Source organism: Nonomuraea sp. CA-143628, assembly GCF_050942315.1.
GTDB lineage: Bacteria > Actinomycetota > Actinomycetes > Streptosporangiales > Streptosporangiaceae > Nonomuraea.
Window position 1 is genome coordinate 1,157,786 of record NZ_CP192072.1, and the last position, 13,031, is coordinate 1,170,816.

13 protein-coding genes are annotated in these 13,031 nt (G+C 69.1%); 5 read left to right on the forward strand and 8 right to left on the reverse strand.

The window, feature by feature from the left end; all coding sequences use genetic code 11:
* The first annotated feature begins 36 nt into the window (after window positions 1-36).
* Window positions 37-1,212, forward strand: coding sequence for a cytochrome P450 (locus ACQP2T_RS05560; RefSeq protein ID WP_433515107.1), 1,176 nt, complete (start codon window positions 37-39; stop codon window positions 1,210-1,212).
* Between the two features lie 12 nt (window positions 1,213-1,224).
* Here the strand turns inward: ACQP2T_RS05560 and ACQP2T_RS05565 are convergent, their stop codons facing one another.
* Genes ACQP2T_RS05565 through ACQP2T_RS05575 form a run of 3 tightly spaced genes read right to left on the reverse strand, consistent with a single transcriptional unit; the run spans window position 1,225 to window position 2,800 of the window.
* Window positions 1,225-1,512 (reverse strand): ferritin-like domain-containing protein, encoded by a 288-nt coding sequence (locus ACQP2T_RS05565; protein ID WP_433515108.1) that lies wholly within the window; start codon window positions 1,510-1,512, stop codon window positions 1,225-1,227.
* Between the two features lie 50 nt (window positions 1,513-1,562).
* Window positions 1,563-2,009 (reverse strand): YdeI/OmpD-associated family protein, encoded by a 447-nt coding sequence (locus ACQP2T_RS05570; RefSeq protein WP_433515109.1) that lies wholly within the window; start codon window positions 2,007-2,009, stop codon window positions 1,563-1,565.
* Window positions 2,006-2,800: an alpha/beta fold hydrolase gene (locus ACQP2T_RS05575; RefSeq protein ID WP_433515110.1), complete on the reverse strand. Its 795-nt coding sequence runs from the start codon at window positions 2,798-2,800 to the stop codon at window positions 2,006-2,008. Before ACQP2T_RS05575 ends, ACQP2T_RS05570 begins: the two co-directional genes overlap by 4 nt.
* Window positions 2,801-2,817: 17 nt before the next feature.
* On the opposite strand from ACQP2T_RS05575, the gene ACQP2T_RS05580 reads away from it, so the two are divergent.
* On the forward strand, window positions 2,818-3,108 hold the full coding sequence (locus ACQP2T_RS05580) for a zinc-binding dehydrogenase (protein ID WP_433515111.1): 291 nt from the start codon (window positions 2,818-2,820) through the stop codon (window positions 3,106-3,108).
* A 173-nt stretch (window positions 3,109-3,281) separates the two neighbouring features.
* On the opposite strand, the gene ACQP2T_RS05585 is transcribed toward ACQP2T_RS05580, so the two are convergent.
* Both ACQP2T_RS05585 and ACQP2T_RS05590 read right to left on the reverse strand, forming a co-directional pair.
* Window positions 3,282-3,575, reverse strand: a complete 294-nt coding sequence (locus ACQP2T_RS05585; protein WP_433515112.1) for a DUF6355 family natural product biosynthesis protein — start codon at window positions 3,573-3,575, stop codon at window positions 3,282-3,284.
* Window positions 3,576-3,588: 13 nt separating this feature from the next.
* Window positions 3,589-3,912 carry a DUF6355 family natural product biosynthesis protein gene (locus ACQP2T_RS05590; RefSeq protein ID WP_433515113.1) on the reverse strand — a complete coding sequence of 108 codons (324 nt, stop codon included), beginning with the start codon at window positions 3,910-3,912 and terminating at the stop codon, window positions 3,589-3,591.
* 474 nt (window positions 3,913-4,386) lie between these two features.
* Here ACQP2T_RS05590 and ACQP2T_RS05595 point away from each other — a divergent pair, with 474 nt between their 5' ends.
* Both ACQP2T_RS05595 and ACQP2T_RS05600 read left to right on the forward strand, forming a co-directional pair.
* Window positions 4,387-6,033 (forward strand): dihydroxy-acid dehydratase, encoded by a 1,647-nt coding sequence (locus ACQP2T_RS05595; RefSeq protein ID WP_433515114.1) that lies wholly within the window; start codon window positions 4,387-4,389, stop codon window positions 6,031-6,033.
* A 39-nt stretch (window positions 6,034-6,072) separates the two neighbouring features.
* A complete protein-coding gene (locus ACQP2T_RS05600) occupies window positions 6,073-8,070 on the forward strand; it encodes a hypothetical protein (protein WP_433515115.1) in 1,998 nt (665 codons plus the stop codon).
* Window positions 8,071-8,161: 91 nt separating this feature from the next.
* Here the strand turns inward: ACQP2T_RS05600 and ACQP2T_RS05605 are convergent, their stop codons facing one another.
* Entirely contained in the window at window positions 8,162-9,511 is a 1,350-nt protein-coding gene (locus tag ACQP2T_RS05605; protein ID WP_433515116.1) for an ATP-binding protein, read from the reverse strand.
* 91 nt (window positions 9,512-9,602) lie between these two features.
* Window positions 9,603-10,748 carry an epoxide hydrolase family protein gene (locus ACQP2T_RS05610; RefSeq protein ID WP_433515117.1) on the reverse strand — a complete coding sequence of 382 codons (1,146 nt, stop codon included), beginning with the start codon at window positions 10,746-10,748 and terminating at the stop codon, window positions 9,603-9,605.
* A 63-nt stretch (window positions 10,749-10,811) separates the two neighbouring features.
* Here ACQP2T_RS05610 and ACQP2T_RS05615 point away from each other — a divergent pair, with 63 nt between their 5' ends.
* A complete protein-coding gene (locus ACQP2T_RS05615) occupies window positions 10,812-11,780 on the forward strand; it encodes a helix-turn-helix transcriptional regulator (RefSeq protein ID WP_433515118.1) in 969 nt (322 codons plus the stop codon).
* Here the strand turns inward: ACQP2T_RS05615 and ACQP2T_RS05620 are convergent.
* Window positions 11,767-12,942 (reverse strand): erythromycin esterase family protein, encoded by a 1,176-nt coding sequence (locus tag ACQP2T_RS05620; RefSeq protein WP_433515119.1) that lies wholly within the window; start codon window positions 12,940-12,942, stop codon window positions 11,767-11,769. The two genes, ACQP2T_RS05615 and ACQP2T_RS05620, sit on opposite strands and share 14 nt — an antisense overlap.
* Window positions 12,943-13,031 lie beyond the last annotated feature (89 nt).

Sequence of the window (13,031 nt, forward strand, 5' to 3'; positions counted from 1 at the left end):
TTGTTTACTTGGAAGTCTACAAATACCGTTGTTCACATGCCAGTAAACAAGCTTCCCTTCGACCAGCCCGAGCTCCTCCGCCCGGCCCCGCTGCTGCGCGCGCTCCAGGCCGAGGGGCCGGTGCATCGCGTAAAGACGAGCACGGGCGACGACGCCTGGCTGGTGACCGGCTACGAGGACGTGCGACGCCTGCTCGACGACGACCGGCTCGGCCGCTCGCACCCCCAACCCGAGACCGCCGCGCGTATCGGCGAGTCCGCGCTGTTCGGCGGCCCGATGGGCGATTTCGACACCGAGCACGAGGACCACACCAGGATGCGGGCGGTCTTCCAGCCGCACTTCTCGCCGAAGCGCATGCGGGCGTTCCGCCCACGCGTGGAAGAGCTCACCGACCAGCTGCTCGACGAGCTGGAGCGGCAGGGCTCACCGGCCGATCTCCACCAGGCGCTGGCGCTGCCGCTGCCGATCCTGGTCATCTGCGAGCTGCTCGGCGTGCCGTACGAGGATCGCGACCAGTTCCGCGCCTGGACGGAGGCGGCGGGCAACACCGCCGACAACGCCCGCTCGATGCAGGGCCTCGTCGACCTGTACGAGTACGGCAAGAGGCTCGTCGAGCGCAAGCGGCACGCGCCGGGCGACGACGTGATCTCTCGCATGGTCGCGCAGCCCGACACGGACGACGACGAGATCGCGCGGCGGGCCATGAACCTGCTGTTCGCCGGACACGAGACCACGGTCGTGCAGATCGGCATGGGCGCGCTGTACCTGCTGGCGAACGCGGAGCAGTGGGACGCCCTGCTGGCCGGGCCCGACCTGCTCACCGGGGCGATCGAGGAGATCCTCCGGGTGCCCATGGTGAACGGGACCGGCGGCATTCCCCGATACGCCCGTGTCGATCTGGAGATCGGCGAGGTCACGGTCCGGGCGGGCGAGCTGGTCCTGCTGCACATCGGCATGGCCAACCACGACGAGACGATGTTCGCGGACCCGGAGCGGTTCGACATCACTCGGGAGGCGATGGCTCACGTCTCGTTCGGTTACGGCGCTCGCTACTGCATCGGGGCGCCGCTGGCCCGGATCGAGCTGCAGGCGGTGTTCGCCCGGCTCATCCCGCGTTTTCCGGGGATGCGGCTGGCGGTGCCGGTCGAGGAGCTGCGCGTACGCGCCGACTCGCTGACGGCGGGCCTGACGTCACTGCCGGTGAAGTGGTGACGTTTCCCTTGCTCAGGAGGGAATGCGTTCGAGCAGGCTCTGCATGTCGTCGGCGTGCTCCTGCTCCTCGCCCGCGTGCTCCAGGAACTCCGCCGCCACCGACTCCGACTGCAGCCCGGAGGCGGTGTAGTGGTGCCGCTTGTAGCGGAGCACGCACACCAGCTCGGTGACCAGGGCCTCGTTGCAGATCTGGATGACGCGCTCCAGATCGGCGCCGTAGGCGTCAGTGATCGGGCCCTTGTCGATCTCGGCGCGGGCACGCTCGCGAATGGTCTTGATGTCGGTCAGGAACTCTGCCATGGCGCCCCTATGCCCACTTGTATGGCAAAGACGCCCCATCACCCGCAAAATCAGCCCTCACCGTTGGCGAGCCGGGCGACGGTGTCGGCGACGCGCCGCTGCCTGGTCTCGGCCTTCTTGGCGCCCTCGACCTGCAGGACGTAGCGGAGTTTGCGGGAGTACGACAGCCCTTCGAAGAAGCGCTTGGCCTCGGGAACGTCGTCGAGCGCGGCGGCCAGGTCGGCCGGCACCGCCACCTCCCGGGGCGCGGTGTCCAGCTCCAGCGTCACCTCCACCTCGTCGCCCGCGGCCACCCCCGCGCCCTGCCGGTTCTCGGCGCTGACCGGCAGCATGTACCGGCCGCCCATGGAGGCGACCGTGCTGCGGTAGCCGTAGCCATTGATCGTGACGCTGACGGCGGGCCGCCTGCTTCCGCCGAGGCCCTCGACGACCTCGGCGGGGACCTCGATGCCGGTGGCGGTCTTGCCGCCCAGTTCGACGACGCCGCGGAATCTCATCGGAAGAATCCTTCCAGGGCCGGTGCCAGGGCCGCGGCCTTGACGATGTGCGTCTGGCCGTCAAGCGTGTGGTGCTCGGCGTTGGGCAGCACGTCGGCCCAGGCTCGCATGCCGTTGCGCATCCATGCGGGGCTCTTGCCGCCGCAGATCACCAGGGTCGGGATCTTGACCGAGGCCCAGGGGGCGGCGGGGAGCGGCTTGCCGCGCTCGTAATCGGCCACGAACGCGACGTCATAGAGCAGCGTGTGGACGATGGCCTTCATACCGGACCAGGCGGGCATGAAGCGCATCATGGCGACGAGCACGCCGGGCAGGTTGACGCCCTTGCGCATGAAGTAGGCGACCGCCTGGCCCCGGCGCCCGGTGGCCACCATCTCTTCGAGCTGCCGCACGTAGTCGTCCGGGATCGGCGGCCTGGTGTCGTCGACCACGAACGGCGCCTCGTAGACGGCCACCTTCGACACCGGCAGGCCACTCTCGACGGCCGCCATGGCCAGCCCCGCGCCGGAGGAGATGCCGTACAGGAAGGCAGTGCCGCCCGCCTCCTCCACCAGCGCGGCCAGATCCTCGATCTCGCGCTCAGGGGAGAACGGCGCGGTGTCGCCGCTGTCGCCGCGCCCCCGGCGGTCGTAGGTGTAGACAGTGAAGCTCCGAGCCAGCTCCTTGGCCAGCGCCGGGTTCGGTCCGGCCGCGCGGTGGCACATCGCGCCGTCGACGAGGATGACCGCCGGACCCTGGCCTATGCGGTCGTACGCGATCTGGGTGCCGTCTTTGGAAGTGACCTTGTCCATGTCTGTCTCCTTGTCGGATGGTCGCAGCCTCTCACCGACAATTATTTTTGTCAAGCTTGGAGCTGGGCAGAGAACGTGCTCATGCATGCCGCCGCCGGAGGCGTGGGCAGCCAGGCCGCCCGGTTGCTGGGCGCGGGCCGCGTGGTGGGCACCGTCGGCAGCCCCGCCAAGATCGAGACCGCCAAGTCGGCGGGGAGCTGCGGGTGCAGGTCGAGTCGCTGCGGCTGGAGCAGGCCGTGGAGGCACACCGCCGCATCGAGTCCGGCCGCACGGCCGGCAAGCTCGTACTCGAAATCGAACGAATGTGAGTGCCCGAACTCAGTACGGCGGATGGTGTCGGTGAACGCGGCCGCGTTCACCGACACCATCCGACGGGATCGCAGAGCGTCAGGTCACCTTCGGCGTCGCGCACGCCTCAGCGTCGACCGGACGGGAGCCCGAAGAGCCGAGGCGCGCGGTCCTTCCTGGCGGCCCTTGGGGTTCAGCAGAGGGCCCCCTTGTAGTAGGCGTAATGAGCCAGTGAATGCAGCACGTTCTGGCCGGGACCCGCACACAGGTCGTAGTCGGGGGATGCGGCCACCAGCACACGTACCCAGACGCGGGTGTTCGCATCGCAGTGCACATAGTACGGCGGATGCCCCCCGAGCCCGGTCGTGCCAGGCACGAAGCCGCAGTAGTTGTCCGCGTGAGCGGGTGAGGCCGTCACCGCGGAGGTCGCGATCGTGGCCAGGAGGACGGAGGCGGCGACGGTCGCCGTTACCAGCTTGCCGAGCATGTGATTCTCCTTGTCATGGCCAGCGGATGTCGCCGGGCTTGTCGCAGGTCTGGCCGGCGTACCAGGCGCTCTTGACGATGAAGACGTGGCCGATGTCGGTGCGTCCCGGAGGGACGCACAGATCCGGCTCGTTCGTCGGGGTAGTGAAGTGGACGTGGATCCACACGTTCGTGCGGCTGTCGCAGTGGTAGTAGACGGTGCGAACTCCCTCCACCTTGAAGCCGCAGCCGTCAGCATGTGCCTGAGTGAGAGGAAGGGCCACCGGAAGAGCGGTCAGCGTGCCGGCGATGGCGATGCCGGCGGCTGCGCGTCGTACGTGTGACGTTAGGCGTTTCATGGATATGAGTTCCTCCTTGGTCTTGAACCGCAGCGGCCATATCGCCAGGTCGCCGCGGTGCTAGCCAGCAAAGCCCGTGGTCCGGGTGTCCAACAGGTGTGCGGACGGACTCGGACGGACTCGGACGGAGTCGCTCCATCGATGACCAGACCTGGACGGCGGGTTGCCTCACACAGACGTGATCACCTTGGCATTTGGTACGGCGGGTCGCCGAAGTGCAGGCTCTCCGGGGGATGGCCGCTCACCGACTTGATGAGATCGGAGGACACCTCGCGCACCTTGCGGTTCAGGATGCCGAGCGCCTGGTCGATGAGCGCGCGCGTGCCGACAGCCCGAGGTCCTCGGCGCCGTGCATGACGGCGGACAGCTCATGAAGCGTTGCGGGGACGCTCTTCGCGTCCATCGGGGAGTCTGCCATCTCGCTGGGTCGATGCCGCTTAACGTCCGAGGCGGCCCTGTTCGTAGGGTGGCTTCATGAGCATCGCCGATGATCCGGACCGCGCACCCGCCCGCTCGCACCTGTACGCCATGGGACTGTCGGAGGAGGAGATGCGCCGCCCCATGATCGGCATCGCCTCCACCTGGACCGGCACGATGCCCTGCAATCTCACCCAGCGTGAACTGGCCGCGCACGTCGCCATGGGGGTGCGCAGAGCGGGCGGCACGCCGATGGAGTTCAACACGATCGCCGTCTCCGACAACCTCACCATGCACACCCCCGGCATGCGGGCGTCCCTGGTCAGCCGCGAGATCATCGCCGACTCGATCGAGCTGATGGGCCGGGCGCACGGGTTCGACGCGCTGGTGTGCATCGTGGGGTGCGACAAGACCGTACCGGCGGGCATCATGGCGCTGGCCCGCCTGGACGTACCCGCCGTCGTCCTCTACAGCGGCAGCATGATGCCCGGCCGCTGGCGCGACCGGGACGTCACCATCCAGGACATGTGGGAGGCCCTCGGCGAGCGCGCGGTCGGCCGGCTCGACCAGGCCGACGTGGACGACCTGGCCAAGTACGCGTGTCCGGGCCCCGGCACCTGCGCCGCCCAGTACACCGCCAACACCATGGCCTCCGTCGCCGACTTCCTCGGCCTGGCCCCGTTCGGCATCGGCGACATCCCGGCCGTCGCCGAGACGAAGAACGCCGCGGCCGAGCGCGTTGGCGAGCTCGTCATGGACGCGCTGGCCCGCGACGCCCGGCCCTCGCGCATCCTCACCGAGGACGCCCTGCACAACGCCATCGTCTCGGTGGCCGCCATGGGCGGCTCGACGAACGCCGTACTCCACCTGCTCGCCATCGCCCGCGAGGCCGGGCTGCCGCTGCGCGTCGACGAGATCGGCGCCATCTGCCGCCAGGTCCCCATCATCACCAGGCTCATGCCCAGCGGCGCGCACACCGCCGCCGACCTGTGGCGCGCCGGCGGCACCGCGCTGGTGGCCCGGCGGCTGCTGGAGGCGGGCCTGCTGCGCGCGGACGCCGCCCTGGTCGACGGCCGTACGTACGCCGACGTCGCCGCGGCGGCGGAGGAGACGCCGGGTCAGCAGGTGGTCACGACCGTTGAGAACCCCGCCAAGGCGCGCGGGGCGCTGGCCGTCCTGCGTGGCTCACTCGCCCCTGACGGATGCGTGCTCAAGCTCAGCGGCAAGGCGGATTTCCGGCATGAGGGCCCGGCCAGGGTGTTCGACGGTGAAGAGGCGTGTTTCGCGGCGATCCAGGAGGGGCGGATCCTGCCGGGAGACGTGATCGTCGTCCGCTACGAGGGCCCGGCGGGCGGCCCTGGCATGCGGGAGATGCTGTCGATCACGGGCGCGCTGGTGGGTACAGGGCTGGGGGATTCGGTGGCGTTGGTCACCGACGGGCGGTTCAGCGGGGTCTCACATGGAATGGTCATCGGGCACGTCGCACCCGAGGCGTACGTCGGCGGGCCGCTCGCGCTGGTACGCGACGGGGACGTGGTCGTCATCGACAGCGCGGCGGGCACTCTGGACCTGAACGTGGCGGAGGAGGAGCTGGGGCTGCGACGGGACGCTTGGGTGCGGCCGGAGCGGCCGGTCGAGCGGGGCGTGCTGGCCAAGTACGCGGCGACCGTCAGATCCGCCTCGGACGGTGCGGTGACTGTTTGACCAGTGCCAGAGCTCTTGGCTGGCTAGCCTGGGACGACAATGACTCGAACCTTCTTCGAACCCGGCGAGACCGATGAGTTCGAGGCGGCCGTGGATCTCCTTTCCCGCCGCTGCCTCGCCTGGGCGGACGAACGCGGCCTGCCCGCCGACGAGACGGTGCTGGCGGCGGCCCTGGAATCGCGCCACCGCAGCCGCGACGGCCGCCTGGCCTACTGGGACACGGACCAGGTGCGGCGTTTCCTGCTGGAATGGGTCCCGCACTACGTGGTCGCTCCTTGGGACATCCTCGAGGCCGCGCCGGACTGCCTGCTGACCTTCCTGCGCTACCTCGACGCCTCAGGTCTGCGCGACCCGCGCGGCACCGCGGTGGCGGACCTGTCGTCCGCCGTGACCGAGGCCGAGTACACCGCCGCGCTGAACGATCCCCTCCGCCAGAGCGTCGCGAAGTTCTGGACGCAGACCGCGGTCGACAGGGGTGTCGATTTCGACGATCGCCGGGCGGTGGAGAAGTTCCAGCGGGACCTCGACGCCGGGCGGGTGACGTTCGACGCCGAGGCCCTCGACAGGCTGATGGAGGCCCGGTACACCCAGTCGGGTCCGGATGAGGAGCGCGCGTTCGCCCAGCCGCCCATCGCCCTCCCGTCGGCGGCGGAGCTCACGGAGGCGGCGGCGCGGAGCGTTCTCGTACGGCGACTCGCCGCCGTGGCGGAGTGGGCCGGTGCGGACGGGAGACCGCTCACCGCCGCGGGGGCTCCCCGGCGCCCCGACGCCCGAGAGCTGGCGGCACTGCTGGAAACCGGGGAAGACAACCTGCGCGTCGTCGAGATGCGCCAGGTGAACCGCCTGCTCGCCTGGGCGAAGAAGGCCCGCCTGATCCGTGCGAGCAAGGGACGGCTGTTCCGGGTGGCCAAGGCCGCGCCGATCCTGCGCGATCCGGACGCCCTTTGGAGACGTGCGTTCGAGGCGTTCTTCGAGCTGGGCAGCACGATCGGGGCGCCGCCTTCGTCCTGGTACCCCGTCTCCATGCTCGTCGAGTCCTTCGACGAGATCCTCCCGGACGTGCTGAACTCGATGTACGGCCTGCCGAGTCCTGTCCCCGTGGCCCGCCTCCAGGAGTCGGTTTGGCTGGCCTGCAAGGAGTACTTCCTGGTCGATGACAAGGGGTTCCGGGAGGAGGCGTGGCGGCGGCAGGTCGATCTGGACCTGGTGTCCGCACTCGAGGCGCTGGCCGCGCTCGGTGCCGTGGAGCTGAGCCATGGGGCGGCCGACGAGCTGTACTCCAGCGACCTCGATCACGAAGACCAGCCCCTGGAACCGGAGGCGGCCGCTCGGCTGCGCGCCCGCCTGCGCGATCCTGACCTCCTTCTGGCCCAGCTGACGCCGTTGGGCCTGCGGGCCACGCGGGAACGCATGCTCGCCGAAGGCCGCGACGCCCCGCTGATCGGCGAACTGGCCACCGCGCCGCCCGCCGCACTGCTCGGCCTACTCGCCCAGCACTATCCGCCGGAGGCGGCCGCCGTCGAGCTGGCCGGGTGGCTGGCGGTGCCGGGGCAGGATGTGGAGACGCTGCTGCAGGCCGTACGGGACTGCCCGTTCCGTACGCGTGCGACGGCCATGCTCGGCGCCATGACGGAAGCTCTGACCGACGGCCTGCCCATCATCCGCGGCCTGCGTGACGACCCGGTCCTGGGACCCATCGCCTTGACCGCGCTCCTCGACGGCGAAGACATCCAGCCCGAGTCCCTCAACAACCGCGAACAACTGCTGCTGCTGGCGGAAGGGCTGCTCAACCTCCTCGAACTCGGTGGACCGGAGGCCGTCCTCGAGCAGGTCGCCGACATGGCGGGAAAGGACGCGACGGAAGTGATCGAGGCGGCCGTGAGCTCTGGGCATCCTGACGCCGTCGGCTTGGCGGAGCTGGGCGAGCTCGTGGCCCAGTCGGCCCGCGCCCACCCGCTACGCCTCGTGCCTGGCAACGCGCCGGGGTCGCGCGGGCGGCGTCGCGGCCACGGCCACGGCAAGAGGCGCAGACACTGACCTGTCTTCCTGCCACGTCATCGAACTCCAGCCGGAGGGCTAGTTCGTCACCTACGGGTCATCGGAAGCAGCCAGCCGCTGTGGACACGACCTAACGGCGGGACGGCAGGCTCGGCGTGACCGTATCCGGTCCCATGTGATTCCAAAGGATCGACAGCGGCGAGAAGACGATTCGATCCCCTGACGGGAGGTTCGTCGTACCGAGGTGCAGGACATACCCGGCACGGAACCTGTCGCCGAGCTTGTCTCTCAGCCAGCGCAGGTGCTTGGCGTCCTCGCTCTTGGGCGTGGCCGATGCCTTGACCTCGATGCCGACCACAGTGCCATCGCGGCGCTCGAGGATGAAGTCGATCTCGCGCTTCTCCCTGTCCCGATAGTGCCGCACGGTGACATGTCGGCGGGCGAAGGTCGACAGCTTGAGAAGCTCCGCGAAGACGAAGGTCTCCAGCAGTCCGTCGAGGGCTGGATGACCAGGGGCAAGGAGCGACTCCGCGTCCACGTCCATGCAATGGGCGGCCAGTCCGCTGTCGGTCACATAGGTCTTGGGCGCGTGGGTCACCCGTGAGCTGAGCTCGTTGGACCATGCGGGCGCCGGAGCGACCAGGAACACGGTTTCCAGGTAGGCCAGATATGTACGCACGGTTGCGACGTCCAGCCCCAGCCCGTCGGCGATATGGGCGAGGACGAGCTGGCCGCCTGCCCGGGCCGCGACCAGAGCGATCAGATCGGGGATCGCCTGGGCCTTGTTGACATGGGCGAACTCGCGGATGTCGCGCGAGATCACGGTGTCCAGGTAGCCGCGGAACCATGCCCGAATCGCCACTGGTGAGTTCAGGCGCAGGACTTCCGGATAGCTGCCCTGGCTGATGAGGTGGATGTAGTCCTCGCGTGTCCATGCCGACTGGCGACCGGTGAAGCCCGCCGGGTCGATGAAGGCCTGGTCGCAGAATCCGCCCGTGTCGCCCACGCGCTCGCTGACCGCGAAGGGCCACAGGTTCACGAAGGCCACCCGGCCCGCGAGCGACTCCGACAAGGTGGGGATGCTGAGAAAGCGGGTCGACCCTGACAGCACGAACTGACCTGGAGACCAGTCCTCGTCGACTACCTGCTTGATGGCCAGAATCAGGGGATCGCCGGCTCGTTGAATCTCGTCGATGATCACCGGTTGAGGCCGTCTGCGTACGAAGGTGCGCGGATCGTCCTTGGCGATGGCGAGCTCTGAAGGATCGTCGAGGGTGGTGACCGTGGCTTCGCCGAACCGTCGGCAGGACTGGAGCAGCGTTGTCTTGCCGGACTGGCGCGGCCCGTTGATGATGACGATCCTGAGCTCTGCGAGAAGCTCCTTGAGAGAGTCGGCTGCGAGCCGAGGAAGAAGATCCATACCGCCCTCACCTGCAAATAGACTTCGACGCAGAGCTGTTTTCCCTGTTTCGCGGCCCAAGTTTTCCCTGTTTCGCGGGCCGCGCGTACGCAGGATCGCCGATCGACGCTCAAGGAGACCCGCAGGCTGGCGTCCTGACCTTGGGCTGGGGTCAGCGGACCTTTCGGAAGAAGGCCCGCACGTCATCAACCAGCAGGTCAGGGGCCTCCATGGCGGCGAAGTGGCCGCCCCGGTCGTACTCCGACCAGTGGATCACGTTGTGCTCGCGCTCCGCGACCCGCCGGATCCCGCCATCGCCGGGGAAGACCGCGACCCCGTGCGGGACCTCCGAGCGTTCGACCGGCGTTCCCCACTGTGCCGAGCCCTCCTTGTAGAGCCGGGCGGATGAGGCGGCGGTGCGGGTCAGCCAGTAGATCGTCACGTCGGTGAGCATCTGGTCCAGGTCGACCGCGTCCTCGGGCAGGTCGTGCGCGGGGTCGGTCCACTCCTTGAACTTCTCCACGATCCAGGCCAGCTGGGCGGCGGGGGAGTCGTGCAGGCCGAAGGCTATGGTCTGCGGCCGGGTGGCCTGGATCATCGCGTAGCCGGAGCGGTCGTTGTCGGCGTACTGCTGCACGCGAGCCAGTTCGGTCTCGGTCAGACCCTCCATCTCGGCCGGGTCGAAGGTCGGGAAGCCGAGCGCGCCGTTGACGTGCACGCCGGCCACCCGGTCAGGGGCGACGCGACCGAGTTCGGGGGAGATGACCGAGCCGCTGTCGCCGCCCTGGGCGCCGTAGCGCTCGTAACCGAGGCGGCTCATCAGCTCGGCCCACGCGCGGGCGACCCGGCTCAGGTCCCAGCCGGTCTCGCGGGTGGGGCCGGAGAAAGCGAAGCCGGGGATGGACGGGGCGACGACGTGGAAGGCGTCGGCGGGGTCGCCGTCGTGGGCGCGGGGATCGGTGAGCGGGCCGATGATCTTCATGAACTCGACGATCGAGCCGGGCCAGCCGTGTGTGAGGACCAGCGGCAGCGCGTCCGGCTCGGGGGAACGCACATGCAGGAAGTGGATGTTCTGGCCGTCGATCTCGGTGGTGAACTGCGGGTACTCGTTGAGCGCCGCCTCGTGCTCGCGCCAGTCGTACCCGGTGCGCCAGTACTCGGCCAGCCGCCGCACGTACGAGACCGGGATGCCGTACGACCAGCCGACGCCGGGCAGTTCGTCGGGCCAGAGGGTGCGTGCCAGCCGGTCGTGCAGGTCGTCGAGCGCGGACTGCGGGATATCGATGCGGAACGGACTGATCTCCGTGGTGAACGTCATGCGGTACACGCTAGGCATGAGCTAGGACAGGACCAGTCCTAGGAGTGCGGCAATCTGGAGAGCATGTTGGAGACATCGGCCCGGTTGCTCAAACTGCTCTCGCTCCTGCAGACCCATAGCGAGCGGTCGGGTGTGGAGCTGGCGGAGCGGCTCGGCGTGACCGTGCGTACCGTCCGCCGTGACATCGGGCGGCTGCGCGAGCTCGGCTACCCCGTGCACGCCATCCCGGGTGCGCCCGGTTACCGCCTCGGCGCGGGTACGGACCTGCCGCCGCTGCTGCTGGACGACGAGGAGGCGGTGGCGGTCGCGGTGGGGCTGCGGACGGCGGCCGGGGGCTCGGTGTCGGGGATCGAGGAGACCTCCGTACGGGCGCTGGCCAAGCTGGAGCGGGTGCTGCCGTCCCGGCTCCGGCATCACGTACACGCGCTGCAGTCGATGACCGTGCCGATGGGGCGGGCGGGTTCGGTGGTCGACCCGGCGGCCCTGACCGCCATCGCCGCCGCCTGCCGTGACCACGAGACCCTGCGGTTCGATTACCGGGCGCACGACGGGCAGGAGAGCGTCCGCGCCGCCGAGCCCTGTCGGCTCGTCCACTCGGGACGGCACTGGTACCTGCTGGGATGGGACACCGACCGGGCCGACTGGCGTACCTACCGGATCGACCGCCTGAGCCTGCGGACGCCGAACGGGCCGCGGTACGTCCCCCGCGACCCGCCCGACTCCGACGTGGCGGCCTACATGTCCCGGTCGATCTCCAGCTCTCCCTATCGGTATCAGGGCCGATTCAAGATGTACGCGCCGACCGAGGTCGTCGCAGCGCACATGACGGCCACGACGGGGACGATCGAACCGATCGACGAGCGGTCCTGCATGCTGTCCAGCGGGGCGAACCACCTCGACGAACTCGCCGTCTGGGTCGCGCTGATGGACATCGACTTCGAGGTGCACGCGCCGCCCGAACTCGTCGACCGCGTCCGCGCCCTCTCCACCCGCCTCGCCGCCGCTGGACGCGTGCGTGTCAACCCAGCTTGACTAGATTGACGGCCCGCTTGAGGAAGACGATGCCGTCGATCATGTCGAGCTGGGCCGGGTCCAGCGGGAAATAGGCGAAATCCTGGGCGACACGCTGGGTGGGCTTCGTGACGGCCTCGGCCAGCCGGCGGGCATCGATGAGCGAGTGGTCCCACGGGAGCGTGGACAGGGTGCCCTCCACGGTGTCCTCGGGCGGGGTGTCGTCGCCGACCGTGCCGAAGGCGGAGGCCAGGAAGGCGTACCGGTCGCCCAGGTTCGTCCCGGTGATCGCCCCCGCGCTCCACCACTCCAGCGTCTGGTCGCCGAACGACATGAAGGTCTTGTTCCGCTGCAGGTGCAGGTTGGAGGAGAAGACCAGGGCCGGGCCGTGCTCGGCGATGGCCCGCAGGTTGTCGGCCATCATCGCGTCCCGCAGGGCCGACAGCCGGGTCCACCGTGCCGGGGACGCGTCGGCCATCCAGTAGTGGAAGCGGAGCAGGCCGACGGCGGTGCGCCCGTACAGTGCCGCCAGCTCCCTGTCCTCCCCGCTCAGCCCCGGCATCTGCGTGTCGAGCAGCGCCACCAGGTCGTCGGCGATCAGCCGCAGCCGCTGGGCGTCGGCGGACTGGCCGATCGACTGGGACGGATCCATGGCCGTGGCCTCGTTCGACCACCGGTCGTCCGGGCCTAGCAGCGTGTCGAGGGTTTCCCTGGTCACCACGGCGCTGGGGAGCGGGCCGTCGAGGAGGTCGTAGAGGCCGGTGAGCGCCTGACGCGGGCTCGCCGCCCAGTACTCCAGCGGGCCGTCGAAGCCGAAGAACCGGAGCTTTTCATCATGGCTCTCGTTGTACGTACGCATCCAGCGGACGAGCTCGCGATTGGCCGGGGAGGTGCCGAAGTTGTGGCTGAAGCCGCGCTCCATTACCTCGTCGAGCGTCCCCGTGCCTGTCGTGATGTAGTCGTTCACCACGAGGCCCATGAGGCAGTCGCTCTCGATGGCGAACGACCGGTAGCCCTCGTGCTCGACCAGATGCCGGAAGATCTCGTTGCGCGCCTCGCCCAACTCCTGCACGAAGTGCCGGGCCTCGCCCAGGCCGAGCAGCAGGGGCTTGGCGGGCAGTGACTGGAGGAACGCCGAGATGCTCGCGCCGTCGAGCGGACGGGCGGTGTCCTTGATATCCATTCCTTAAACGGTATCGTTGAACTGTCGATGTAAACTTTCCCGCGCTAATACCCTCCCCCACCGCGATGGACCTTCAATCGGTGATGCAT

What these genes read in the sequence shown, in the direction of transcription:
- ACQP2T_RS05560 (WP_433515107.1), top strand. Translation starts at nt 37, where the DNA reads ATGCCAGTAAACAAGCTTCCCTTCGACCAGCCCGAGCTCCTCCGCCCG.
- ACQP2T_RS05565 (WP_433515108.1), bottom strand. Translation starts at nt 1,512, where the DNA reads ATGGCAGAGTTCCTGACCGACATCAAGACCATTCGCGAGCGTGCCCGC.
- ACQP2T_RS05570 (WP_433515109.1), bottom strand. Translation starts at nt 2,009, where the DNA reads ATGAGATTCCGCGGCGTCGTCGAACTGGGCGGCAAGACCGCCACCGGC.
- ACQP2T_RS05575 (WP_433515110.1), bottom strand. Translation starts at nt 2,800, where the DNA reads ATGGACAAGGTCACTTCCAAAGACGGCACCCAGATCGCGTACGACCGC.
- ACQP2T_RS05580 (WP_433515111.1), top strand. Translation starts at nt 2,818, where the DNA reads ATGGTCGCAGCCTCTCACCGACAATTATTTTTGTCAAGCTTGGAGCTG.
- ACQP2T_RS05585 (WP_433515112.1), bottom strand. Translation starts at nt 3,575, where the DNA reads ATGCTCGGCAAGCTGGTAACGGCGACCGTCGCCGCCTCCGTCCTCCTG.
- ACQP2T_RS05590 (WP_433515113.1), bottom strand. Translation starts at nt 3,912, where the DNA reads ATGAAACGCCTAACGTCACACGTACGACGCGCAGCCGCCGGCATCGCC.
- ACQP2T_RS05595 (WP_433515114.1), top strand. Translation starts at nt 4,387, where the DNA reads ATGAGCATCGCCGATGATCCGGACCGCGCACCCGCCCGCTCGCACCTG.
- ACQP2T_RS05600 (WP_433515115.1), top strand. Translation starts at nt 6,073, where the DNA reads ATGACTCGAACCTTCTTCGAACCCGGCGAGACCGATGAGTTCGAGGCG.
- ACQP2T_RS05610 (WP_433515117.1), bottom strand. Translation starts at nt 10,748, where the DNA reads ATGACGTTCACCACGGAGATCAGTCCGTTCCGCATCGATATCCCGCAG.
- ACQP2T_RS05615 (WP_433515118.1), top strand. Translation starts at nt 10,812, where the DNA reads ATGTTGGAGACATCGGCCCGGTTGCTCAAACTGCTCTCGCTCCTGCAG.
- ACQP2T_RS05620 (WP_433515119.1), bottom strand. Translation starts at nt 12,942, where the DNA reads ATGGATATCAAGGACACCGCCCGTCCGCTCGACGGCGCGAGCATCTCG.